This window comes from Herbiconiux sp. FW305-C-125 (assembly GCF_058783455.1).
Window position 1 is genome coordinate 552895 of the sequence record NZ_JBYSYO010000001.1, and the last position, 25089, is coordinate 577983.

The 25089-nt window shown below is 69.9% G+C and carries 19 protein-coding genes; 9 read left to right on the plus strand and 10 right to left on the minus strand.

Translation table 11 applies throughout. The annotated features are described in order from the left end of the window. Positions 1-86 precede the first annotated feature (86 nt). Together AC3WLB_RS02865 and AC3WLB_RS02870 are read left to right on the plus strand one after the other, a co-directional pair. The gene (locus AC3WLB_RS02865) at positions 87-1352 is read left to right on the plus strand and encodes an ROK family transcriptional regulator (protein WP_492503097.1); all 1266 of its coding nucleotides are present in this window, start codon (positions 87-89) and stop codon (positions 1350-1352) included. Between the two features lie 50 nt (positions 1353-1402). After that, a complete protein-coding gene (locus tag AC3WLB_RS02870; RefSeq protein WP_492503099.1) occupies positions 1403-2023 on the plus strand; it encodes an N-acyl homoserine lactonase family protein in 621 nt (206 codons plus the stop codon). Positions 2024-2026: 3 nt separating this feature from the next. Here AC3WLB_RS02870 and AC3WLB_RS02875 read toward each other — a convergent pair whose 3' ends face one another. Continuing rightward, positions 2027-3469, minus strand: a complete 1443-nt coding sequence (locus AC3WLB_RS02875) for a cation:dicarboxylate symporter family transporter (protein WP_492503101.1) — start codon at positions 3467-3469, stop codon at positions 2027-2029. Positions 3470-3653: 184 nt separating this feature from the next. Between AC3WLB_RS02875 and AC3WLB_RS02880 the strand changes: the two genes are divergently transcribed. Together AC3WLB_RS02880 and AC3WLB_RS02885 are read left to right on the plus strand one after the other, a co-directional pair. Beyond that, complete coding sequence (locus AC3WLB_RS02880) at positions 3654-5264, plus strand: ATP-binding protein (protein ID WP_492503103.1); 1611 nt, start codon at positions 3654-3656, stop codon at positions 5262-5264. Further along, on the plus strand, positions 5261-5959 hold the full coding sequence (locus AC3WLB_RS02885; protein WP_492503105.1) for a response regulator: 699 nt from the start codon (positions 5261-5263) through the stop codon (positions 5957-5959). The genes AC3WLB_RS02880 and AC3WLB_RS02885 overlap by 4 nt, the downstream gene beginning before the upstream one ends. Before the next feature lie 20 nt (positions 5960-5979). On the opposite strand, the gene AC3WLB_RS02890 is transcribed toward AC3WLB_RS02885, so the two are convergent. Together AC3WLB_RS02890 and AC3WLB_RS02895 are read right to left on the minus strand one after the other, a co-directional pair. After that, positions 5980-6957 carry a zinc-binding dehydrogenase gene (locus AC3WLB_RS02890; RefSeq protein WP_492503107.1) on the minus strand — a complete coding sequence of 326 codons (978 nt, stop codon included), beginning with the start codon at positions 6955-6957 and terminating at the stop codon, positions 5980-5982. A 59-nt stretch (positions 6958-7016) separates the two neighbouring features. After that, complete coding sequence (locus AC3WLB_RS02895) at positions 7017-7451, minus strand: VOC family protein (protein ID WP_492503109.1); 435 nt, start codon at positions 7449-7451, stop codon at positions 7017-7019. 100 nt (positions 7452-7551) lie between these two features. On the opposite strand from AC3WLB_RS02895, the gene AC3WLB_RS02900 reads away from it, so the two are divergent. The 5 genes from AC3WLB_RS02900 (at position 7552) to AC3WLB_RS02920 (ending at position 11665) form a co-directional block, all read left to right on the plus strand. After that, entirely contained in the window at positions 7552-8508 is a 957-nt protein-coding gene (locus AC3WLB_RS02900; protein ID WP_492503111.1) for a helix-turn-helix transcriptional regulator, read from the plus strand. Between the two features lie 98 nt (positions 8509-8606). Continuing rightward, a complete protein-coding gene (locus AC3WLB_RS02905; RefSeq protein WP_492503113.1) occupies positions 8607-8864 on the plus strand; it encodes a BatC protein in 258 nt (85 codons plus the stop codon). Beyond that, positions 8861-10168 carry a cupin domain-containing protein gene (locus tag AC3WLB_RS02910; protein WP_492503115.1) on the plus strand — a complete coding sequence of 436 codons (1308 nt, stop codon included), beginning with the start codon at positions 8861-8863 and terminating at the stop codon, positions 10166-10168. Before AC3WLB_RS02905 ends, AC3WLB_RS02910 begins: the two co-directional genes overlap by 4 nt. Positions 10169-10226: 58 nt before the next feature. Next, positions 10227-11135, plus strand: a complete 909-nt coding sequence (locus AC3WLB_RS02915; protein ID WP_492503117.1) for a ferredoxin family protein — start codon at positions 10227-10229, stop codon at positions 11133-11135. Between the two features lie 50 nt (positions 11136-11185). After that, positions 11186-11665, plus strand: coding sequence for a MarR family winged helix-turn-helix transcriptional regulator (locus AC3WLB_RS02920; protein ID WP_492503119.1), 480 nt, complete (start codon positions 11186-11188; stop codon positions 11663-11665). An 18-nt stretch (positions 11666-11683) separates the two neighbouring features. Here the strand turns inward: AC3WLB_RS02920 and AC3WLB_RS02925 are convergent, their stop codons facing one another. From AC3WLB_RS02925 to AC3WLB_RS02955, 7 genes are all read right to left on the minus strand, one after another. Then, positions 11684-12289, minus strand: a complete 606-nt coding sequence (locus AC3WLB_RS02925; RefSeq protein WP_051048134.1) for a hypothetical protein — start codon at positions 12287-12289, stop codon at positions 11684-11686. Positions 12290-12392: 103 nt separating this feature from the next. Further along, complete coding sequence (locus AC3WLB_RS02930) at positions 12393-18695, minus strand: ThuA domain-containing protein (protein ID WP_492503122.1); 6303 nt, start codon at positions 18693-18695, stop codon at positions 12393-12395. A gap of 242 nt (positions 18696-18937) precedes the next feature. Next, complete coding sequence (locus AC3WLB_RS02935) at positions 18938-20167, minus strand: ROK family protein (RefSeq protein ID WP_492503124.1); 1230 nt, start codon at positions 20165-20167, stop codon at positions 18938-18940. A 146-nt stretch (positions 20168-20313) separates the two neighbouring features. Next, entirely contained in the window at positions 20314-21570 is a 1257-nt protein-coding gene (locus AC3WLB_RS02940; RefSeq protein WP_492503126.1) for an ROK family protein, read from the minus strand. 9 nt (positions 21571-21579) lie between these two features. Then, positions 21580-22581 (minus strand): sugar phosphate isomerase/epimerase family protein, encoded by a 1002-nt coding sequence (locus AC3WLB_RS02945; RefSeq protein WP_022896236.1) that lies wholly within the window; start codon positions 22579-22581, stop codon positions 21580-21582. 30 nt (positions 22582-22611) lie between these two features. Further along, positions 22612-23751 carry a Gfo/Idh/MocA family protein gene (locus AC3WLB_RS02950; RefSeq protein WP_492504650.1) on the minus strand — a complete coding sequence of 380 codons (1140 nt, stop codon included), beginning with the start codon at positions 23749-23751 and terminating at the stop codon, positions 22612-22614. 136 nt (positions 23752-23887) lie between these two features. After that, positions 23888-24940, minus strand: a complete 1053-nt coding sequence (locus AC3WLB_RS02955; RefSeq protein WP_492503128.1) for a substrate-binding domain-containing protein — start codon at positions 24938-24940, stop codon at positions 23888-23890. Positions 24941-25089 lie beyond the last annotated feature (149 nt).

The following is a 25089-nucleotide window of genomic DNA, read 5'->3' on the forward strand; positions in this document are numbered from 1 at the left end:
TCTAAATAGCGTTGAGAAGAGAAAAAAGACGCCCGATTTATTCTGAAAAAAACATAAATCAGGGCCGCGAAGGGGACATTCGACAAATGGGAACGCTGTGGACAGAGGTGCAACTTCTGAAGCCCGACCAGAACCTCGCTCCTGACGCCCACGCCGCCCGGAGTGTGATCGCGCGGATGATCGCGGATGGCGTCCGCGTCAGTCGCCGCGAGATCGTGCGGGCAACAGGACTCGCCCGGTCGACGATCGACGGGCACCTCGGCGTACTGCTCGCCAACGGGCTGATCGAAGACGGCGGCCTCGGCGGGGCCAATCTGCGCGGCCGCCCGGCTCAGGTCTTCACGATCAGCGCCGGCCGCGGGGTGGTGCTCGTGGCCGACGTCTCGATCGAGAAGTCCCGGCTGGTGGTGACCACTCTCGACAAGGTCGTGGTCGAACGACGGGAGGTCGACATGCGCGTCGATGCCGGTCCGGTGGCCCTGCTCGGCGCCATCTGCGACGCCTTCTCGGAGATGCTGCACGCGCACGAACTGACCAACGCCGATGCGCTCGCCATCTCGGTCGGCTTACCCGGCCCCGTCGACTCCCACCTCGGCTTCGCCGTGCGCCCCCCGCTGATGCCCGGCTGGGACGGGTTCAGCGTCTGCTCCTTCATGGCGGAGCGGTTCACCTGCGACGTGATCGCCGACAACGATGTGAATCTGATGGCCCTGGGCGAGGCGCGGGCATACGGCGGAGCCCATCTGCCGCTGCTCATGATCAACATCGACACGGGCGTCGGTGCCGGATTCGTCAGCGAGAGCGGACTGCTCCTGCACGGAGCCGACGGTGCCGCGGCCGACGTCGGCCACATCCAGATGCGCGACATGAGCGACGTGCTCTGCAGCTGCGGCAACCGCGGATGCCTCGAGGCGATCGCCTCGGTGGGCGCGATGGCCGGTCGCGTGTCGGAGGCACTCGAGGTCCCGGTGAGCTCGAAAGACCTCATCGACCGGCTCGTGCTCGGTGACGCCACGACGGTGAGCATCGTGCGGGAGACCGCCGCGACGCTCGGCCGCGCCATCGCCGACCTGGTGAACTTCTGCAACCCCGCCCGGATCGTGATCGGCGGCGATGTCACGGAGTGCACCGAGGATGTGCTCTCGCAGATCCGCAGCGTCGTCTACCAGCAGGCGCAGCCGCTGGCCACGCGCAACCTCTCGGTCACGCACAGCGCGCTCGGCAGTGAGGCCGGCCTCATCGGCGGGATGGTCTCGGCCATCGAGCAGGTGCTCTCCCCGCGCGGTATCCAGTACCTCACCCGCCCGGCCGATTCCGCGATGCTGCCCCTCGGCCTCCAGATCGGGGCGTGACATCAGCCCTCGGACCATCGCTCGGTCCGCCCGAAGTGTACAGTGTCCACATGACGACTCCCTCGCTCACCGTGACGCCGGTGCGCGTCGCCACCCTCTTCGTGGGCGAGGAGGAGCGGATGCCCCTCTACGTGCACCTCATCGAACATCCTGAAGGCCGGGTGCTCGTCGACACCGGTCTGACCGAGCTGCACCCGGCCGTCGCCGACATGGACCCGCAGCTCGAGCCCCTCACCGAGAAGGGCATCGACCTCAGTGGCATCACCGCGGTCGTCAACACCCACCTGCACTTCGACCATTGTGGCGGCAACCACCTGTTCCCCGGCACCCCGGTCTACGTGCAGCGCCAGGAGCTCGAGGATGCGCGGACGCAGGACGACTACACCATCCGCGAGTGGGTGGATGCGCCCGGCGTGAGCTACACCGAGGTCGACGGCGAGCTCGAACTGCTGCCGGGCATCCGCCTCGTTCCCGCGCCGGGGCACACGCGGGGGTCGCAGATCGTGGTGATCGAGACGGCCGACGGTCCGGTCGTGATCGCCGGTGACACCGCGGTGTGGGCCGGCGAACTCGACGCGCCGGCCACCGAGGGCCAGCGGCTCATCCGCGCGCTCGAGCCCCACCGGGTGTGGCTCGCTCACGCGGACGAGCCGTGGCCGGCCGCCCGCTAGGAGCTACTTGCGCGCAGGCACGCGCGTGTCGGCGTCCGGCCCGTGCACGATGCTCGCGATGGCGCCGGTGGAGACCCGCTCCTCCTGGCCCGCCGCGGCGAGGTCGCGGGCGTGATGCGTCTTCTCGTCGTCGCTCAGGTGGTCGTCGGCGCTCATCGTCGTCTCGTCGAACGGCAGGGTGCCGGCGAGCACCTGTCGCACCTGGCCGGTGTCGATCTGCTTCGTCCACTTGCCGATGAGGAGGGTGGCGACCGCGTTGCCGGTGAAGTTCGTGAGCGCACGGGCCTCCGACATGAACCGGTCGATGCCCACGATCAGTCCGACGCCGTTGACGAGGTCGGGGCGATGCGCCTGCAACCCGCCGGCGAGTGTTGCGAGGCCCGCACCGGTGACACCCGCGGCGCCCTTCGACGCGATCATCATGAACACCAACAGCGAGAGCTGCTCGCCGAGGTTGAGCGGGGTGCCGAGTGCGTTGGCGACGAAGATCGACGCCATCGTGAGGTAGATCGCCGTGCCGTCGAGGTTGAACGAGTAGCCCGTGGGGACGGTGATGCCCACGACCGGCTTCGAGACGCCGAGGTGCTCCATCTTCGCGATCAACCGCGGCAGGGCCACCTCGCTCGACGAGGTCGACACGATCAGCAGGTACTCCCGCGCCAGGTACTTCATGACCCGGAAGATGTTGATGCCCGTGACGAGCTTCAGGAGGCCGCCGAGCACGACCACCACGAACAGGATGCAGGTGATGTAGAACGCGCCCATCAACGCCCCGAGCGCGACCAGCGCGGCCACGCCCGTCGTGCCCACCACGGCGGCGATCGCGCCGAAGGCACCGATCGGGGCGACCCACATGATCATGCCGAGGATGCGGAACACCAGCTGCTGCAGCTGGCGGATGGCGCCGAGGATCGGTTCGCCCTTCGCGCCCATCCGCTGCAGCGCGAAGCCGACGAGGAGCGCCACGAACAGCGCCTGCAGGATGCTCCCCGACGTCAACGACGTCAGGAACGAGGTGGGGATGATGCCGAGCACGAACTCGGTGGAGTCGGCCGGGGCGAGCGTCGACGTGTCGTAGGTGGTGGTCGCGATGTTGAGGCCGTCACCGGGATGGATGAGGTTGCCCACCACGAGCCCGATGCCGAGCGCGAAGGTCGACATGATCACGAAGTAGCCGAGCGCGAGCCCGCCCACCTTGCCGACCGTGGCCGCTTTGGCGATCGACCCGACGCCGAGCGCGATGGTGCAGAAGATGATGGGCGCGATCATCATCTTGATGAGCGCCACGAACCCGTCACCGAGCGGCTTCAGGCCCCTCGCGAAGTCGGGGAAGAGGAGTCCCACCGCGATGCCGGCCGCCACGGCCACGATCACCGCGATGTAGAGGTAGTGCGATCGGTCGAGCCGGCGTCTCCTGGTCGGCCGAACCGTGTGCGTCATTGCCATGGGTCTTCCTAACGGTCAAGGCCGCCGCGTCTGCGTCGACGGCTCGCTGGTGGTGAGGAGATCAGCATGGGTGGCGCCGCGCATCCGGCCGGCCTTGTGTTCATATTGTTCAGAGCCCGCTCGGGCGCGGCGGCGTTATCGTGATCACACCGAATGACGGGCAGCGAGGCCGAAGGAGGCAGCGATGAAGGCATGGATCGCGGGCCTCAGCATCTCGGCCCGGCTCTTCGTGCTCCAGGTGTCGTTCATCGCACTGCTCACCGGCGTCGCCGTGATGTGGCTCTGGGCCGACGCCCAGAACGACGTCGACACCGACGCCGGGCAGAAGACGATGGCGGTGGCCACGGCCATCGCCGACAACCCGTTCGTGGTCGACGCGCTCTCGTCGGCCGACCCGAGCGCCGAACTCCAGCCCTACGCCCTGACGCTAATGGCCGACACCTCGATCGACTTCATCACCATCATGAATCCCGATCGCACCCGCTACACGCATCCGGACCCCAGCCAGATCGGCAAACCGTTCCAGGGCACCATCGCCCCGGCCCTCGCCGGGCAGAGCTTCACCGAGACCTACACCGGCACCCTCGGCCCCTCGGTGCGCTCGGTCGTCCCGGTGACGGATGCGCAGGGCACCGTCATCGGACTGGTCTCCGCCGGGGTCACCGTGAGCAACCTCTCGGCCGCCCTGGCGCAACGGCTGCCGTTCGTGATCGGCGCGGCTCTCGCCACCCTCCTGGTGGGGGCGCTCGCGTCGTGGTTGCTGAGCCGGTATCTTCGCCGCGTCACCTGGGGGCGCGGCCCCGAGGCGCTCAGCCGCATGTTCGCCTACTACGAAGGCGTGCTGCACTCGGTGCGCGAAGGACTCGTGCTGGTCGACACCAAAGGCCGGCTCGTGCTCTACAACGATCAGGCAGCCGAGCTGCTGGGCCTCCGCTCGCAGCCGGCGGATGCGCATCCGCTCGCCCTCGACGACCTGCCCATCGCCCGACCGCTGCGGTCACTCCTCGGCAGTGGCGCCGTGGCGGTCGACGAGGTCTACCTCACCGACGATCGCGTGCTGGTGGTGAACCAGTCGGTCGCCGTCTCGGCGGCCTCGACCGGGCCGGCGCGACGGCTCGGCACCGTCACGACCCTGCGCGACCACACCGAACTGCAGCAGCTGAGCGGGGAGCTGGACTCGATGCGCACGCTCTCCGACGCCCTGCGCTCGCAGACGCACGAGTTCTCGAACCGGCTGCACACCATCGTGGCGCTGATCGAGCTGGGGCGACCCGATGAGGCGCTCGAGTTCGCGGCGCACCAGCTGAACCTCGGCCAGCACCTGGTCGACCAGGTGGTGTCGGCGGCGGTCGACGAGCCGGTGCTCGCGGCGCTGCTGCTCGGCAAGTCGGCGCAGGCGGGCGAACGCGGCATCTCCCTCGTGCTCGAGCTCGCGCCCGATCTCGGGCCGCTCGGCACCGCGCCCGACGAGCTCGTGACGATCGTCGGCAACCTGATCGACAACGCGCTCGACGCGGCGGCCGACGATCATCCGCAGGTCACCGTCTCGGTGCGTCGCGAGCGGGCGTCGCTCCTGATCGCGGTCTCCGACACCGGCCCGGGCGTGCCCGAACCGGAGCAGGTGTTCCGGCGCGGCTACAGCACCAAAGACGCCGGCGTCGGCGGCCGGGGCATCGGGTTGGCGCTCGTCGGCCAGTCGGTCCGGCGGCTCGGCGGCACCATCGCCGTCACGAACGGGCCCGGGGCGACCTTCACCGTCGTCATCCCCCTCGCCGCCCCCGTGGAGCAGCAGTGAATCCGCTGCGGGTGCTGGTGGTCGACGACGAGCCGATCACCGCCGAGGCGCACGCCGCCTACCTCGCTCGGCTCGAGGGCTTCGAGGTGGCCGGTGTCGCCGGGAACGGGGCGCAGGCGGTGCGGCGACTGCAGGCATCCGCGGGCCCGGGTGGCGACCCGATCGATCTCGTGCTGCTCGACATGAACCTGCCCGACGTGCACGGCATCGACCTCTGCCGGCAGTTGCGGTCGGTGGGGATCGACGTCGACGTGATAGCCGTGACGGCGGTGCGCGACATCGCCGTGGTGCGTCAGGCGGTGTCGCTCGGCATCGTGCAGTACCTCATCAAGCCGTTCGCGTTCCCCGTGTTCGCCGAGAAGCTCAACGGGTACCGGGCGTTCCGTGCCGGCCTCGGCGAGGTGCAGGGGGTGACCACCCAGGACGACGTCGACCAGTCGTTCGCGAGCCTGCGCACGGAGTCGGCGCCCGTGCTCGACAAGGGGCTGGCGCCCGACACCCGGGCGGGCATCATCGCGGCCCTCCGCGCCGCCGACACCGCGCTGTCGGCGAGTGAGATCGCAGCCGAACTACACCTGTCGCGGGTGACCGCGCGCCGCTACCTCGAGAACCTCGCCGCGTCGGGAACCGTCGAACGCTCCCCGCGCTACGGGCAGCCCGGCCGCCCCGAGTTCGAGTACCGCTGGCGGCGCTGACCGAAGCCCACCGGCCTGCGTCAGAAGCGGAGCAGGATCTTTCCGTCGCGACCCGGCGCGGCGTTCGCCGCCGCGGCCTGCCGGGCGTCCTCGAACGAGAAGATCGCCTCGACCGGCAGTTGCACCTCGCCCGAGCCGATGCGCTCGAACAGCTCGGCGAACAGTGCCGACCGCTTGCCTGCGGCCATCTCGCGGCTCACGCGGCTGCCCCAGAAGCCCTTCACCGTGACGTCTTTGAAGATCAGGGCGCCCGACGGGATCTGCAGATCGCCCGAGCCCATGGCGCCGAACGACACGAGGAGACCGCCCTCACCCAGCAGGTCGACCAGGTCGCCGGCCGAGCTTCCGCCGACCGAGTCGACCGCCGCCCGCGGGCTCGCGCCGTCGAGCAGTGCCGCCGCCGCATCCTGCCAACCGTCGTTCTCGGTGGAGACGACGTCGTGGATGCCGGCGGCTGCGAGCTCGTCGACGCCGGCGTCGCGCCGCACGAGGCCCAGCACGCGCACTCCGCGGCGGGCGGCGAACTGGGCGACGAGACGGCCGACCGCCCCGTTGGCCGTGTTCTGGGCGATCCACTCCCCGGGCTCGACGTCGAGGTAGTCGAGCAGGCTGAGCGCACTGAAGGGCATGGCGATCAGCTGTGCCGCAGCCTCGTCGGCGATGCCGTCGGGCACCGGGACGAGGCCGGCCGCCTTCGCCACGAAGTACTCGGCCCACACGCCGAAGACGCCACCCGCGACGACGCGCTGGCCCACCTCGAGTGAAGTCACGCCGTCGCCGAGCGCGTCGACCACGCCGACGGCCTCCGTTCCGGCGGCGGCGGGCAGCTCCGGCTTGAAGCCGTAGGTGCCGCGGATGGTCCACAGGTCGTGGTTGTGGATCGGCGAGAGCACCGTGCGCACGCGCACTTCGCCCGGGCCCGGTTCAGGAAGCGGGAGTTCGGTGACCTCGAGAACGTCGGTGGCGTCGCCGAAACTGGCGTGGGTGAGTGCTCGCATGCGTCCACGCTAGCCTCCTGACCTGCGAGTGCCTGACCTGCGAGTGTTCGAGGAGCCGCTCAGCGCGATGGGGGTCCCGGCACAGCACCACCGTCACCGCCTCGCTCGGCGGCCAGGGTATCGAGGTAGTGCTGGTTGAACATGACACCGAGGATGTTGCCGAACGGGTCGACGACGGACGCGGTCACGAAGCCGGGGCCGTGCTCGCGCGGCGCCTCGTGCGGTGTGGCACCCAGGTCGATCAGGCGGGCGAGCGATGCCTCGAGGTCGTCGACGTGCCAGTACACGATCTCGCCGCCGAGCCCGCCGGTGCGGGTGGGCGGAGCATAGCGAGCGTCGATGATGCCGAGTTCGTGCTCGTGGTCGCCGATACGGAATTCGGTGTATCCCGGCACGTGATAGTAGGCCGGGATGCCGAGCACCTCGGCGTACCACCGCTCGGCGGCGGCGAGGTCGGCGGCGTAGAAGCTGACGGTGGACAGTCCTCGCAACATGGTGGTTCTCCTTCTTCGCGGTGCGTCTGTTCGTTCGTGCACTCAGTCTGCGACTCGAAAGTGCTCATCGATTGACTACTTTTCTGACGAGAATGGAGGCATGCGCGCAGACCGGCTCGTGGCCACCGTTCTCCTCCTCCAAGCGCGCGGCCGGGTGACGGCCCGTGAACTCGCCCAGGAGCTCGAGGTCTCGGTGGCCACGGCCCGGCGCGACCTGGAGGCGCTCTCAGGTGCGGGCATCCCGGTCTATCCGCAGCCCGGCCGCGGCGGTGGCTGGGCCCTGCTCGGCGGCGCCCGCACCGACCTCAGCGGGCTCAGCTCGCCCGAGGCGCAGGCGCTGTTCGTTCTCCTCGGGCCCGCAGCGGCGATCGATCCGGCCGCGAAGTCGGCGCTGCGCAAGCTCGTGCGCGCCTTGCCCGAGACGTTCCGGGCCGACGCCGAGGCCGCGGCGTCCGCCGTGGTGGTCGACCCGGCTGCGTGGGGGCGGGCGGGCCGCGCGCGACCTGCGTTCGTGGAGACGCTGCAGACCGCGGTGGTGCAGCGGCGGGTCGTGCGCATCCGCTACGCCGGCTGGTCGAAGGCGGAGACCGACTACCTCGTGTCGCCCTGGGGTCTCGTGGAGAAGAACGAGGTCTGGTACCTGCTCGGCGGCGTCGATGGCCGCGACGGCGAACGCACGTTCCGGGTCGACCGGATGCGTGCCGTCACGCCGACCGAGGAGCCGGCCACCCGCCCCGACGACTTCGACCTCGGCGCGGCCTGGGATCGGGTGGTGGCCGAGGTGGCGACCGAACGCGCCGCGGTGACCGCTGTCGCGGTGGTGGCATCGCCGCTGCTCGGGTATCTGCGCGCACAGTTCGGGCAGAATTGCGACGAGCTCGAGCGGCTTGCCGACGGGCGCAGCCGGGTGCGGCTGTCGGCGCCGACCGGAGCGCTGATCGCGCGGCAGCTGGCCGGCTGGGGCGCGTTCGCCGAGGTACTCTCGCCGGTCTCGGTGCGCAATGAACTCGCGGCGATCGCCGATCAGCTGACGACGATCTACTCCACCACATCCTGACCGCGGGCTGAGCCCGCGCACAAGGGGTACGGGGCGTCGGGGGTTCGGCGTACGCTCGGATCGACGGCAACGACCGTCACAGGTGAACGGAGAACGGCATGGCTATCAACGACGACGACATCACGACCGAGGCCGGAGCGGGCGGCGAGGGCACGGCCGACGGCGGCGCGAACCCGGGCGGGCACGACGGCGGCGCCGACGGCTCGGCAGCGGGCGGCGAAGGCACCGCCGACGGCGGCGCGAACCCGGGCGGGCACGACGGCGGCGCCGACGGCTCGGCCGACGAGGGCGAGGGCACGGCCGACGGCGGCGCGAACCCCGGCGGCCACGACGGCGGGGCCGACGGCTCGGCGTGACGATCGAGATCGAGCGCGGGTCGGTCACCCGGCCCGCGCTCTCCCGCTGCATCAATGTCGCGCCCGATGAGTTCGCGCGTGAGCTCTGGGGCCGGCGGCCACTCCTCTCCCCCGCCGACACCCTTCCGGAGGGCTTCGACGACCTGTTCAGCGAGCGGGCCGTCGACGAACTGATCGCGGAGCGCGGGGTGCGAACCCCGTTCATCCGCATGGCGCAAGAGGGCACTGTGCTCTCGCCCGGCGCCTACACGGCCCCCGGCGGGTTCGGCGCCGAGGTGGGCGACCAGGTGAGCTCCGAGAAGGTGCTCGCCGAGTTCGCCACCGGAGCCACCATCGTGCTGCAGGGGCTGCACCGGCTGTGGCCGCCGTTGATCGACTTCACCCGGCGCCTGGTCGACGACATCGGGCATCCGGCGCAGGTGAACGCCTACATCACCCCGGCATCGTCGCGCGGCTTCGACCCCCACTACGACGTGCACGACGTGTTCGTGCTGCAGATCGCGGGCGAGAAGCACTGGCGCATCCACGCGCCGGTGCACGTCGACCCGTTGCGCGACCAGCCCTGGGGCGACCACCGCGAGGCCGTGGCCCGTGAGGCGCAGAACGAGCCGGTGATCGACGCCGTGCTGCGGCCGGGCGACGCGCTCTACCTCCCCCGCGGCTGGCTGCACTCGGCCGAGGCGCTCGGCGGAACCTCGGTGCATCTCACCGTCGGCGTCGCGGCCTACACCCGCGCCGACGTGGTGCGCGCGCTCGTCTCCACCCTCGGTGACGTGCCTGCCCTGCGCGGTTCCCTCCCGCTGGGCCTCGACTTCAGCGATGCGGATGCGCTGCGCCCGGTGGTCGAGGAGACGGTGGCCGAGCTGGTGCGGGCACTGACCGCGCTCCCGGATGCGCACGATCAGCTCGAGAACGCGGTCGCGCCCCCCGCATTCCGGGCCCCCGACCCGGCGGCGACCGTGTCACGGCACCTGGCCGCCCGATTCGCCGGTGCGACCAGGCCCGAACCGGTCGCTCCGCTGACGACGGTCGACGCGATCGCCGCACTCGGCCCCGACACCGCGGTGCGGTGGCGCGGCTCGCTCGGTGCGCGCATCGACAGCAGCAGCGATGGCGCCCACGTGCGCATCGTCACGGCGGCGAAGACGGTCGCGCTGCCGATCGACGCCGAAGCGGCCGTGCGCCGGCTGCATGAGGGCGGCCTGACCGCGGTCACGCTCGCCGAGCTGCCCGGCCTCGACCTCGAATCGGCGATCGTGGTGGCCCGCCGCCTGCTGCGCGAGGGCATCCTGGTGCCCGCCTGATGCCCCGAGCAGCGCGCAGCGCCCGCGGCCCCGGCCTTGGCCGGGCGACGAGCGCGGCGTGACGGCCAAGAACCTCGGCCCGGCCGCCGGGTGGGCGCCGTGCAGCGACTGCGCGCGGGAGCGGAGCGATCCGCTCGCCGCCACGGGGTCGCGCGGGCTGCAGTGGTTCCTCATCGAGGTGTCGGGCGCGTGGGGCACGCGCGCGCTCCTCGACCCGCCCTTCGACGAAGAGCTCGGCCGCGCCCTGGTGACCCGCATCGAGGCAGCCGGGATGCGCCCGCTCGCCATCCGCCGCACCGGTCGCAGGCCTCCGCAGCGCAGCTGGCGCTGGGCCGTCGTCGACTCCCGCCCGGGGCGGGAGAGCGTGCGGTGGGGCGAGGTGGCCGACCCGGCCGACCTCCTCGAGGTGCCGCTCGACGGGTCGACGGGGGTCGCATCCGATCGCCCGATCTTCGCCGTCTGCGCCCACGCCCGGCACGACCAGTGCTGCGCGGTGCGCGGCCGCCCGGTGGTGACGAAGCTCGCCGACGCCTTCCCCGACGAGACCTGGGAGTGCTCCCACCTCGGTGGCGACCGCTTCGCGGGCACCATGGTGCTGCTCCCGCACGGCCTCTACTACGGCCGGGTCGACGACGGCGACGCCGTCGGCATCGCGGAGGCCTACCTCGAGGGGCGGGTGCAGGAGGAGTTCTTCCGCGGCCGGAGCTCGCTCACCCACCCGGTGCAGGCGGCGCAGCATTTCGCCCGGCTCGAGTACGGCGACGACCGCGTCGGCGCCTACGCCCCGCTCGAGGAGCACTGGCACGACGGCGGCACCTGGACGGTGCGCCTCGCCGGCACGGCAGACGACCCGCGCCCCGTCACGGTCGAGCTCACCGAGATGCTCTCCGACCCGCTCCTCTCCACCTGCGCCGCCATCCGCCCCGGCCAGGTGCGCCAGTGGCGTCTGGCGTCGATCGCCCGCTGAAAGTGGTTGTCGCGGCAACTGACGCCCGGGAACGGACTTAGGATCGACGGATGGAGACCCCGCGCTGGCTGACCCCCGAGCAGCTGCGGGCGTGGATCCGGCTCGAATCGGTGGTGGAGCTGCTGCCCACAGTGCTCGACTCGCAGCTGCAGCGCGATGCCCAACTCACCCACTTCGAATACCTCGTGCTGGCGAAACTCTCCGAGGCGCCCGAGCACGTGCTGCGCATGACGAGGCTCGCCGCCATCACGAACTCGACCCTGCCTCGCCTCTCGCACGTGGTGAGCCGCCTGGAGGCACGCGGCTTCCTCGAGCGCCGGCCCTGTCCCGAAGACCGCCGGGCCACCAACGCCCACCTCACCGGGGCGGGCTGGCAGAAGGTCGTGGCGACGGCACCCGGCCACGTGGCGACTGTGCGCGCGCACGTCATCGACCTGCTGACCGACGAGCAGGTCGAGCAGCTCGACGGGATCATGGCGACCCTGCTCGAACGACTCGACCCGCAGAACTCGCTGCGCCGCCTGCCCTGACCGGCGGCGCAGCGTGCCTCAGCGCCGCGCGAACAACCGCCCGCGGTTGACGTACACGAGCCCGCCCGCGACGGCGAGCACGACCACGACCGCGCCGACCCAGAGCCCGACGGTGAGCGGCGACACCCCCGCCGACGCCGGCGTCGCCGTCGACGCATCCCCAGCCCCCGCGGCCTCATCGGCCACCGGCGCGATGGTCTCCCCGGGCTCGACCGGCGGCGCGAGTTCGGCCACCGTGATGTCGACCGTGGTCGAGGCCGAACTCGGCGTGGTCGTGGTGACCGTCACCGCCCACTGCCCATCGGGCAGGAACGGCTCGGGTGTGATCCAGATCCCCTCCCCCTCGGGTGAGGAGACGAGCGCCAGCGGGCCGACGCTCTCCCCGCTCGGCGAGACCGCGGTGGCGACCGGGTCGATGATCTCCGAGACCGGATGCCCGTCCTCCGTGTAGGCAGCGTTCACGATGAGTCCCCCCGCGCCGTCCGGCGAGACGGTGAGCTGGAACGGCCCGCCGTGCGCCAGCGCCGCTGGAGCCGCCGCCCCGAGCACCGCCGCGAGCGCCACCAGTAGCCCGATCGCGACGGCGACCGCCGCCCGTCGTGCGATGTCAATCGTGTGCATCATTGCCTTCCGATCGTAACGAGAGTGCCGACCCGTCAGTCCCGGTCGCTCTGAGGGGGTCAAAGCGACGGAGACTGACGGGTCGGCGGGTTGGTGCGGTCGGGTGTTACTCGGCCGCGCCGTCGGTGCGGCGGCGGTTCAGGAGGAGCAGTCCTCCGAGACCACCGACCAGCAGGATGATCGCCAGCGGAACCAGGTTCTGCCAGCCGTCGGCGCCGGTGTTGGCGAGGCCGCCCGATCCGGAGCCCGAGCCGCCGTTGCCGCCGCCCGGGGTGCCCGGGTTGCCCGGGTTGCCCGGCGTGCCGGGGTTGCCCGGCCCGGGGTCGACCGCCGCGGCGCTGACCGTGATGGCCAGGCTCCGCGCCAGCTCGACGTCGCCGAGGCGGATCACCACGTGGTGCTCACCCACCTCGAACCCGGCCGGAACCTGCAGCGTGTAGCTGAAGCCGCCGTCCGCATCCGTGGTGACCGTGCCGATCTTCAGCGGCTCGGAGTACAGCCACACGTCGAGCTCGGTCTCGGCCGGGAAGCCCGTTCCGGTGACCTTGACGAGCTCGCCCTGCTTGACGTTCCGGTCGTCCACCACGACGGTGGGCGTCGGCTGCGGCTCCTCGGTCTCCGCCACCTCGACGGTGCCGGTGGCGCTCACGTTGCCGGCCACGTCGACCGCACGGTACGTCACCGTGGCGGCCTCGGTGCCCGCGACGACGACCGGTGCGGTGTAGCTGCGCCAGGCATCCGCCGCGTCACCGGGCAGTCGGTACTCGACCCGGGCGACACCACTGGTGGCGTCGGTGCCGGCGAGGGTGACGGTGCGCGCTTCGATCGAACCGGTCGCGCTCGGCACCACGGTGTCGATCTTGACCAGCCGCTCGACGGTGGCCGAGTAGTGGCCCTCGCCGTCGGTGGCGCGCACCTTCACCGTGGTCTCACCTTCGGCCGACAGCAGCACCGAGGCGCCGAGCGGGCTGAAGGTGGTGCCGTCGGTGGAGTACTCGACCGTGGCGGTGCCCTCGGCATCGGTGGTGGTGCCCACGGCGGTCATCGTGACCCCCGTGGTGTACCAGCCGCCGAGCCCGTTGGCGGTCGCCGGGTCGAGGGTCACCTCGACCGTCAGCGTCGGGTCTTCGGGGTCGACCGGCGCGGCCGGAACCTCGAGGGAGCCCTCTGCCGACGGGTTGCCCGCGACATCCGTCACCAGGTAGTGCACCGTCTGAGCCGTCTCGTCCACCGCGACCGGCGTGGTGTAGTCGGCCCAGGCGCCGTCGCCGATGCGGTACTCGATCGTGTCGACGGTGCTCGTGGCATCCGTCGCCGTGATCTCCACCGTGCGCTCCGTGCCGTCCACCACGAGGTTCGCGGTGGCCTCCGGGGCGGTGGCGTCGATCTTGAACGAGACCGCACCGATCTCACTGGTCGAGCCGGGGGCGGATGCACGGTACTGCACCGTGTGCTCGCCATCGGCCGTCACCTGCACCGGGTGGGTGTACTCGAGCCAGCCCGAACCGTCGAGGTTGTACTCGCGGTAGACCGTGCTCGAACCGCCGCCCTGGCTCTCCACCGTCACGGTGACGGCCTGGGTGTACCAGTCCGCCAGACCGTTGGGCGCAGCGGGCTCGACGGTCGCACTGACCGTGACGGGCTCCTCCGGCTCGTCGCCGACCACGTGGAAGTAGTCGAAGACGGCCGTGTTCGAGACCTGGCCCTGGCTGGAGTTGCCGAGCGCGTACAGACCCACTCGGGCGCCACCGAGGCCGGCGTTGGTCACCGTCTCGGCGATCTGCGACCAGGTGGTGCCGTCGTTGCTGTACCAGCCGGTGTAGACGTCACCCGACTTCGCCAGGCGCAGCCAGACGATGCCGTCGGCGGGCGCCGGCGCGTTCGGCTGCGGGTTCTGCACCACGGCACCGATCTCGCTGCGGAGCTCGATGTTGCGGGCGATGGCCGAGCCGGCCGAGTTGGTGGCCAGGATGTCCAGCTTGACGTAGTTGTCGTCGTCGCCGTACACGATCAGGCCGCCCTGCTGGTAGCTCCGGTCGAGGTCGGATGCGTCGACCTTCGTCTCGATCACCCACTCGTCACCCTCGGGCTGGTTCTGCACGATGAAGTTCGGCACTCCGGTGTCGCCACCGTAGATGTCGTTCGGCGTCGTGTCGATCCGCAGCGCGCCGTCGGAGACGCGGTAGCCCTCGGGCTGCTCGTTGACGACCTGCCAGCGGCACCCGTCGAGCGTCGAACCGTCGAACTCGTCGTTCGGCGTCGCCGCGACCGCGGTGTCATCGGGCGTGATCTGGAACCAGTCGAACTTGGCGTCGATCACGTCCACCGGCGAGCCGCTGTTCGCGAAGGCCACCAGGCCGATGCGCGGGTTGACGATGCCGGCCAGCGGCTTCGTCTCGCTCATCGCGGTGTACGAGACACCGTCGGCCGAGTAGGAGGCGTTCAGGTTGGTTCCGTCACTCGTGAGCCGCACGAAGAAGGTGTCCGGGAAGTCCAGACCCAGGTTCGCGGTGTTCGATGCGGCGACCTCGTTCGGGGTGCCCCCTTCTTCACGGATGTACTGGAAGATGCGCTGAGCGGCATCCGGCGACCCGCTCCGGCCCTGCAGCACGAACTTGGCGTAGTTGTCGTCGTCGCCGTACACGATCAGACCGGCCTGCTGGTACTGCGCGCGGGCCTCGAAGGTCAGCTTCGCAGTGGCCTGCCACGCTCCCGCGGGCAGATCCTGCAGCGTGATGTTCGGCACGTCGCCCGCGCCGGCACCGTAGATGTCGGTCTTCGACGCCGGGATCACGAGGGCGCCGTCTTCGACCCGAGCATCCTGGGTGGGCCGCACGATGCGGTTCCAGCGGCTCGTGTCGAGGGTGGTGCCGTCGAATCCGTCGGAGCGACCCGTGAGGCACAGCGTGTCACCCGGCGTGTTCACCGTGATCGTCTGGCTCTTCTCGGTGTAGGAGCCCTGCTCGTCGTAGACGCGCACCCGCAGCTCGTAGCTGCCCGGCGTGTCGTAGACGTACTGCTCCGTCGCGTCGCCGGCGACGAACCCGCCGCCGAGCCCGGCGTCCCAGCGGTAGCTGAGCGCGGTGCCCTCCGGGTCGGTCGCGTCGACCGTGGCGTCGACCACGAGCGGTGCGGTGCCTGACTTCGGCGAGACGCCGAGGGTCACGGTCGGCGGCGAGTTGGACTCGACGCCGTCACCACCCCAGTTCATGTAGTTGATGTTCGCGCCGCCCTCGGTGAGCACGAAGTACACCGTGCCGGTCTCGGTCGGCAGGCCCCCGTCGAAGTTCAGCGTGAAGTCCGAGTAGGTCTGCCAGTCGGGGCTCCCGTTCTTCAGCGTCGGCGTGAACGGGATGTTCCCGAGCAGCTGACCGGTCACGGGGTCGTTCCAGCGCACCGCGATGTTCGCGTTGCCGGCGAAGCCCTTGGCCAGGCGCAGCGTGACGCTGTCCATGCCCTTGAGGTTCACCGGGGAGTACGACCACCAGTCGCCCACCTCGACGTTGCTGACGTTGCGACCGCCGCCGGCGCTGTCGCCGGTCGACTCGGTCTTCACGCCGTCGTCCGCCCCGCCGGTGCCGTTGACCCTACCGGTCTGGTCGAAGTACTCGGCCTCCATGTGGGTGGAGTTCAGCACCGTCGTGGCGTAGCCGGTCTGCGGCACGCCCACGGCGCCGCCGTCGTCGGTGTAGTTGGCGTTGACCACCCAGAAGAGGTTCGCCTCGAGGCCGTGGCCTGCGTCGCGAGCCGTCGGGAAGCTCCCCTCACAACCGTGGATCTCTCCGAAGTCGTGGTTGTGGGAGTCGTGACCGAGAGCGGGAATGAGCTTCACGTTCTCGCAGTCGATCGGCCCCGATGCATCCGGGTCGTTGACCGTCACCTTGTAGGCGATGTCGTCGCCCCAGGTGAAGAACCCGCCGTTCTCCGGGAAATCGATCGAGATCTCGGGGGTGGCGTTGCCCACCACGATGCGCACGTTGGCGATCGCGGTCTTGCCGTCCTCATCCGTCGCGGTCAGGCGGGCGGTGTAGTCGCCGTTCTGCGCGTAGGTGTGGGCCGGGTTGGGCTCCGTCGTGGTGGGCGAACCGTCACCGAAGTCCCATTCGATGGTGAACGGCTTCGAGATCGGGTGACGCGTGCCCTCCGAGGAGAACTGCACGTCGAGCGTCGGGCCGGGGCCGTTCGTCACGTCAGCGGATGCGCGGGCGATCGGAGACGGGTTGGCCTGCACGTAGTCGACCCGGTAGACGCCGGAGTTCTCGGTGTTGCCACCGAAGTCCGAACCCCAGTCGATCACGTAGAGCGCGCCGTCGGGGCCGAACTGGAAGTCCATCGACTTGCTGAAGCCCTTCGACGGGTCGAAGATGTCGGGCAAGATGCGGTTGATGTCCTGGATCTTCGTGTGCCGGCCGACGGTGTCGCTGGTGTCCTCGTTCAGCTGGAACGAGAACATCCGGCCCGAGTTCCACTCGGCGAAGATCGCCTTGCCGTCCCAGTACTCCGGCCACTTCGTCTCGGACGGGTTCGAGGCGTCGTACTGGTAGACCGGGCCACCCATCGGGGCGCCGGCGTTGCCGATCTCCTGGTAGATGGCGGTGGTGCCGTTCTCGGTCCACCACTCCGGCACGATCACCGGCGGAAGCGTGGTCAGGCCGGTGTTGTTCGGGCTGTTGTTCACGATCGCGGCCGGGTTGAACTCGGCGCCGGAAGTCTGGGTGCTGAAGTTGTAGTCCTTGTAGCACTTGATGCCCACGCAGAACGGCCAGCCGTAGTTGCCGGGCTGCTTCACGATGTTCCACTCCACGGTGCCGCCGGGGCCACGGTTGGCGTTGGCGGAGCCGGCGTCGGGGCCGTAGTCAGCCACGAGCAGGTTGTTCGTGTAGGGGTCGAGGCCGATGCGGAACGGGTTGCGGAAGCCCATCGCGAAGATCTCGGGCCGCGTCTTGTCGTTCGTGTCGTTCGCCTCGGGGAACAGGTTGCCCTCGGGGATCGTGTAGCCGCCCTCGGGGGTCGGCGTGATCTTCAGGATCTTGCCGCGCAGGTCGTTCGTGTTGCCGGCGCTGCGCTGGGCGTCGTAGTCCTGGCGCCCCGCACGCTCGTCGATCGGCGAGTAGCCGTCGGACTCGAACGGGTTGGTGTTGTCACCGAGCGCGAGCACGAGGTTGCCGTCGTTGTCGAAGAGCATGTCCCCACCGGCGTGGCAGCAGGTGTTGCGCTGGGTGGTGACCTTCAGCACGGCCTTCTCGCTTGCCGGGTCGAAGGTCTTCGCCGCAGGGTCGTAGGTGTAGCGGGAGATGCGGTTGTGCGGCCCGTCGCTGCCCACGTTCGCCGGGGCCCAGTAGACGTAGACCCAGTTGTTGGTGGCGAAGTCGGGGTCGAGCGCGATGCCGAGCAGGCCGTCTTCGTTGGCCTGCGTCACCGGCAGCGAGAGCGCCGTGGTGGTCTGCAGCGAAACGGGGTCGATGCGCTGCACGCGGCCGTTGCGCTCGGCGTAGAACACCGTCGAGTCGTCGGCGATGTCCATCGCCATCGGGTTTCCGGTGTCGGTGTCCAGCGGCACGAGTTCGTAGCTGTCGCTCTGCGTTGCGCTGCAGTCGGCGTTCTGGGCGCCGGCCGCGGTCTTGATGCCGCCCAGCAGGTGCTCGAGGAACGCGGGGTCGCTGTACGACGCATCCGTGTGCCCGCCGCCGGTGTACCAGGAGCGACCGCCGTCGTAGTTCTGGCACCAGGTGGTCGGGTGGTCGATGCCCATCGTGCCGCCGGTGTACGACTTCTCGTCGAGGGAGGCGAGCACGTGCACGTTGCCCCGCGGGTTGCTGCGGAAGTTGTACCACTCGTCGTACCGCGTCCAGGTGTCGCCGAGGTGCGAGGTGCTGGGGTGCGCGTGGTCTTCGACCTTGACGGTCGCGTTCTGCTCGGCCGGGTGGCCGGCGAAGTAGGCGCCGACGAGCTCGCCGTACCACGGCCAGTCGTACTCGGTGTCGGAGGCCGCATGCACGCCGGCGTAGCCGCCGCCGTTCTCGATGTAGTCCTCGAACGCTGCCTGCTGGTCGGCGCTCAGCACGTCACCCGTGGTGGACATCCAGACCACCACGTCGTACTGCGCGAGGTTCTCCGTGGTGAACGATGCACCGTCTTCGGTGGTGTCCACGGAGAAGTTGTTCTCAGTGCCGAGCTGCTGGATGGCGGCGATGCCGGCCGGGATCGAGCCGTGCCGGAAGCCGGCGGTCTTCGAGAAGACCAGCACCTTGAAATCGGGATCCACCGCGGCCGGGGCGATGGCTGTGCCCACGCGGGGCGATCCGGCGGTGGTGGTCGTCGTCGACGCGGAAGCCGCGCCGGCGGTCGCCAGGACGCCGGAAGCGACCATGGCGAGAGCCGCGAGAGACGCGACGAGTCGCGATCTCACGGAGCGATGTGGTTGGACAGCTCTGTTCAACGTGTGCACCCCTCAGTACCTGGCGCGCCGGACGACGCGCAACTCCTGCCGATCCTAAGGAGGATTTTGTTGTCCGTCAAGATTAATTCGAGATGCGCGTCAAATGGCGTCTCGAGCGCGTTTTGAGCAAAAGCGGGCGCGATTAGGATGGCAGCGCAGAGAAACCCGGTTCATCAGGCGTTCTCCAGCCGCTGCGGGCGACAGACGTCGAGTTATGCGGTGACCACGCCGGCCGGATCGGCCAGGAGCGGCGCGAACGCCAATTGGGCCGCGCCCATCATGAGGAGATCCCGGCCCAGCGAGGAGCGGGAGATGCGAGCGGTCTCCCGCGAGCCGAGCATGGCCGACCGCGCGACCGCGCCCTGCAGGCGCTCCGGTGCCGCGTCGAAGAGCGACCCGAGGAAGCCGCCGAGCACGATGAGCTGCGGATTGAACAGGTTCACCGCATTGCGCAGGGTGACGGCCAGGAAGTCCAGCTGACGATGCACCAGCGCCACGAGCTCCGGGGCAGGCCCTGCGGGATCGGCCAGTCGCTCCCGCAGGACGTCGTCGAGATCGTCGACCCGATGGGGCGCAAGATCCAGCGCATCCAGCAGCGGCTGCCGCTTGACCTCGGTCTCGAGACATCCGCTGGCCCCGCAGTAGCAGGGCAGGCCGTCGCTGTTGACGAGGGTGTGGCCGAGTTCCCCGGCGTAGCCGCTCTCACCGGTGAGCAGCACGCCGTTGCTCACGACTCCGCCGCCGATGCCGCTCGCCCCGCCGTTGAGGTACACCAGGTTGCGCACCCCGCGGCCGGCACCGAACAGGCTCTCGCCCAGGGCACCGACGGCGGCGTCGTTCGCCGCGTACACGGGCAGGCGCAGCGAACGGCCGAGCATCTCCGAGAGCGGAGCGTGCTGCCAGCCGAGGTGCGGCGCCAGGTTGACGAGACCATCGCTCGCGCGCACGAGGCCCGGCACGGCGAGACCGACCCCGATCGTGCGGTAGCTCGTGTCGAGCTCGTCGCGCATGCCGGCCACGACGGCCGACACGATGTTCACGACCTCCTCGACCGAGGGCACCCGCACCGTGTCGTACCGGATGCGCTTCAGCACCTGACCGCCGAGCGCCACGAGCCCGATGGTGACGGCGTCGAGCTCGGGGTTCACCGCCAGTGCGACCGCGCGCCTTCCGGGCTTGATCATGAGGCTGGGCCGGCCGACCTGATTCGTGGTGTCGGGCTCGGTCTCGTCGACAAGGCGCAGGCTCACCAGTTCGCCCACCAGGGCGCCGATGGTCGAGCGGTTCAGCCCGGTGTCGCGGGTCAGTTGAGCGCGGGTGACCGCGCCGCTCGAGTGCACGAGGTTGAGCACGGCCGACAGGTTGTTGCGCCGCACGTCGTCGAGGTTGTTTCCGCGCGCCGCCGCACGCACGGGGACTTTCGTTGAGTCGCTCACGACCATCGCGCACCGCCCTCGCCCAGGAATCCCGGAGCAGATCGAGTTACCCGTCGGCCATCCAGGCGGGAGCATCATATTATCAGCGGCGAGACAACAAATTAGAACGGCACGGCTTCGCTAGAAGATTTCACACCTCATCCATCGGACACCTAAAGCTTCTTCTCAGCTTCGAGCTCCGGCGCCCGGGCGTCGATTCGCGACCGCGAGCGCACCGCACCCGCCGGGTCCGACAGCACGCCGGAGAACGCGAGCTCGGCGGCTCCGATCATGAGCAGGTTCGAGCCCAGCTCCGCCCGGGTGATCTCCACGGCCTCGGCCGGTGCTTGCAGGCCCTTCTCCCGCATCTTCGCCACCAGCCGCCCCGGCGCGAGGGCGTGGAGGGTGGCGAGGAAGCCGCCCAGCACGATCCGCTCCGGGTTCAGCACGTTCACCGCGTTGCGCAGCGCTACGGCGAGCACGTCGACCTGGCGGTGCACCTCTGCCGTGACCGCAGGGTCCGTGGCCGCGGCGAGCGCCCGCTCGAGTTCGTCGTTGTCACCCCCGTCGAGACCGACCACGTCGAGCAGCCGGCGCTTCGAGACCTCGGTCTCCAGACATCCGATCGCACCGCAGTGGCAGAGTTCGCCGGTCGAGTTGACCAGGGTGTGACCGAGCTCGCCGGCGTAGCCGTCGGTGCCGGTGAGCAGCATCCCGCCGGTGACCACTCCCCCGCCGATGCCCGACGAGCCGCCGTTCACGTAGAGCAGATGGGTCGACCCGTGCCCGGCGCCGAAGAGGATCTCGCCGCCCGCGCCGAGCGACGCGTCGTTCGATGCCCACACCGGGTAGCCGGTCGCGGTGGCCACCATGTCGGCGATGGGCTCGTCGAGCCAGCGCAGGTGCGGCGCATAGGTCACCATGCCGTCTTCCGCGCGCACGAGTCCGGGCACCGCCATGCCGATGCCGACGATGCGGTAGGCCGAGTCGAGTTCGCCGCGCATCCCCTCGATCACGGCGGCGGCGATGTTCACCACCTCCTGGGCCGTCGGCACGTGCTCCGTCGGGTAGCGGATGCGCTTCAGCACCCGCCCGCCGAGCCCGACCAGTCCGATGGTGATGGCGTCGATCTCGGGGTTGATCGCGAGCGCCGCCGTCGACGGGTTCGCATGCACCTGCGGACTCGGCCTGCCCACGTTGGTGCTGGTGCCGGGCGAGGACTCGTAGAGCAGGTCGAGCTCGCTGAGCTGAGCGGTGAGCGTGGCCACCGTCGAGCGGTTGAGCCCCGTCACCCGGGCGAGTTCCGCCCGGGTGAGGGTGCCGCGGTGATGCACGAGCGAGAGGATGAGCGACAGGTTGGTGCGCCTGGTCTGGTCGTTGGTGGTGGCCGCCGACGCCGATCCGAAGATCGGGGGCTCTGTCACTGACATCCGCTGCTGCTATCGCGTGCTGAACGCGGCGTCGAAGGCCGCGGTCGGGGCGTCGAAGGCGAGGCGCTTCACGAACTCGAGGGCCTCCGGCGCGCCGACCAGCCGGTCCATGCCGGCGTCTTCCCACTCCACCGAGATCGGGCCGTCGTAGCCGATGGCGTTGAGCGCACGGAAGCTCTTCTCCCACGGCACGTCGCCGTGGCCGGTCGAGACGAAGTCCCACCCGCGCCGGAGGTCGGCCCAGGCGAGGTGCGACGAGAGCCGGCCGTTGCGGCCGTTGCCGGTGTTCATCTTCACGTCCTTGCAGTCGACGTGGTAGATGAGGTCCTTGAACTCGAGGATGAACGCCACCGGGTCGAGCTCCTGCCAGACGAAGTGGCTCGGGTCCCAGTTCAGGCCGAACGCCGGGCGGTGCCCGATCGCGTCCAGGGTGCGCACCGTGGTCCAGTAGTCGTACGCGATCTCCGAGGGGTGCACCTCGTGCGCGAACCGCACACCCACCTCGTCGAAGACGTCGAGGATGGGGTTCCAGCGGTCGGCGAAGTCCTGGTACCCGGCGTCGACGAGCTCCTGCGACACCGGCGGGAACATGGCGACGTACTTCCAGATGGCCGAGCCGGTGAAGCCCACGACGGTCTTCACCCCGAGCGCCGCCGCGAGCCGCGCCGTGTTCTTCATCTCCTCGGCGGCGCGCTGACGCACGCCCTCGGGGTCGCCGTCGCCCCACACCACGTCGGGCAGGATGTCGCGGTGCCGCTGATCGATGGGGTCGTCGCAGACCGCCTGGCCCTTGAGGTGGTTCGAGATCGCGTAGACCTTCAGCCCGTACTTCTCGAGCAGAGCGAGCTTGCCCTCGACGTAACCGGGTTCAGCCCAGCGCCACGGGTCGAGGTGGTCACCCCAGCAGGCGATCTCGAGCCCGTCGTAGCCCCACTCCGATGCCAGCCGTGCGACCTCCTCGAAGGGCAGGTCGGCCCACTGGCCGGTGAAGAGAGTGATCGGTCGTGCCATGTTTCTTACTCCTCTTATACGTGGTGGCGGTCAGACGGCGGTCCAGGCGCTGCCGTTGCCGGAGCTCTGCTCCACGGCGTCGAGCACTCGCTGCACCTGCAGACCGTCGGTGAACGAGGGCCGCGGCTGCTCCCCGGCGACGATGGCCTCGACGAAGTCGCGGGCCTGGTGCGAGAAGCCGTGCTCGTAGCCGAGCATGTGCCCGGCCGGCCACCAGGCGGCAACATACGGATGCTCGGGCTCGGTCACCAGGATCTTCGTGAAGCCCTGCGTGGCCGGGTCGGCCGTGCCGTCGAAGAACTGCAGCGCGTTGAGGTCTTCGAGGTCGAAGGCGAGGGCGCCGGTGGAGCCGGAGACCTCGATGCGCAGCGCGTTCTTCCGGCCCGTGGCGAAGCGGGTGGCCTCGAAGCTGCCGAGCACGCCGTCGTCGAAGCGCCCGGTGAAGAGGGCGACGTCGTCGACGGTGACCTGGCCCCGCTCGTCGGAGGCGGTGCCGGAGAGGCCGCGCGCATCCGCCAGCAGCGGACGCTCGGCCACGAGGGTCTCGAGCACACCCGAGACGGAGGTCAGCCGGCTGCCCGTGATGAACTGCGCCAGATCGATGGCGTGGGCGCCGATGTCGCCGAGCGAGCCGGAGCCCGCGAGCGACTTGTCGAGGCGCCAGGTCATCGGCGCCTCGGCGTCGTGCAGCCAGTCCTGCAGGTACTGCGCGCGCACCTGGCGTACGGTGCCGATGCGGCCGGCGGCGACCAGGTCGCGGGCGAAGGTGACGGCGGGTACCCGGCGGTAGGTGAAGCCGACCATGGCGCGCACGCCGTTCTCGGCGGCGCGGTCGGCCGCGGCGGCCATCGCCTCGGCTTCGGCCACGGTGTTCGCGAGCGGCTTCTCGCAGAGCACGTGCTTGCCGGCCGCCAGGGCCGCGATCGCGATCTCGGCGTGCGAGTCGCCGGGAGTCACGATGTCGACGATGTCGATGTCGTCCCGCGCGATGGTCTCGCGCCAGTCAGTGGAGATCTCCGCCCAGCCCCAGTTCTCGGCGGCCGCGGCGGTGCGCTCGGCATCCCGGCCCACCAGCACCGTCATCTCCGGGGTGGCGCCGAGTTCGAAGAAGCGCGGTGCCACCCGCCAGCCCTGGGAGTGGGCGGCTCCCATGAATCCGTAGCCCACCATCGCCACTCGCAGTGGTGCGGTTGTCGTCACGTGTCGTCACTTTCTCTAGCGGGAAGGGCACCGTGCCCGGAGTCAGCGAGAGGTGAGGCCGGGATCGCCGCGGGTGAAGTCCGCGACGACCCCGGCCTCGCGCAGGTTACGACTCGAACGCGCTCGGCAGGTAGACCTCGACGTTCTCCTTCGTGACGACGGGTGCGTACAGCTGGATCTTACGCGGTACCGCCGACTCGACGAGGTCGCTCATGCCCTTGCCCTGCACGATCAGGCGCGCGAGGCTGATGCCGTCGGCCGCCTGGGTCGACGGGTAGATGACCGTGGCCTTCAGCACCGTGTTGTCGGCCTGGATGTCGCGCATCACGTTCGCCGAACCGGCGCCGCCGACCATGAAGAACTCGTCACGGCCCGCGGCGTCGATCGCGGCGAGCACGCCGACGCCCTGGTCGTCGTCGTGGTTCCAGATGGCGTCGATCTTGGGTGCGGAGGCCAGCAGCTGCGAGGCGGCTGCTTCACCGCCCTGCACCGTGAAGTCGGCGGCGACGCGGTTGTTCACCTCGAGACCGCAGTCGTCGAGTGCGTCGGCGAAGCCCTTGCTGCGATCCTGCGTCAGCGGCAGGCTGTCGATTCCGGCGATCTCGGCCACCACGGCGTCCTTCTTGCCGTCGAGCTGCTCGCAGATGTACGTTCCCGCGCTCACGCCCATGCCGTAGTTGTCGCCGAGGATGGTGGTGCGCGCGGCGAAGGTGCTGGAGAACTCGCGGTCGACGTTGATCACGGGGATGCCGGCGTTCATGGCCTTGATCGCGACATCCGTCAGCGCGGCGCCGTCGGTGGGCAGCAGCACGATGGCGTCGACCTTGTCGTTGATGAAGGTCTCGACCTGGCTGATCTGCAGGTTGGCGTCGTTGGTGCCCTCGGCCACGACCAGGTTCACGTCGTCGTACTTGTCGGCCTCGGCGATGGCCGCGGTGTTGATGGCGCCGAGCCAGCCGTGGTCGGCGGCGGGGCCGGAGAAGCCGATGGTGATGGTCTCACCGGTGGCCGCGTTGTCCTCGACGGTGTTCTCTTCGACCGCGGCGCTGGTCGAGGTGCCGGAGCCTCCCGATGTGCATCCGGTCATCATCGCGACGGCGGCGAGTGATGCTCCGGACGCCAGCAGCAAGCGGCTGCGCAGTGAGCGTGGTGCAAGCATTGTTCCTCCTTGGTGATGGATGCAGGGATTCTGCTTTCGCCCGTGTGGAGGTGCAACGGTGCCTCAGTCCACATTGACGTTTCATGCAACATAACAGACCGCTCGACATTTGTCTCGCCCAATTTTAGTTGCTCAAGAGCAATATTGTG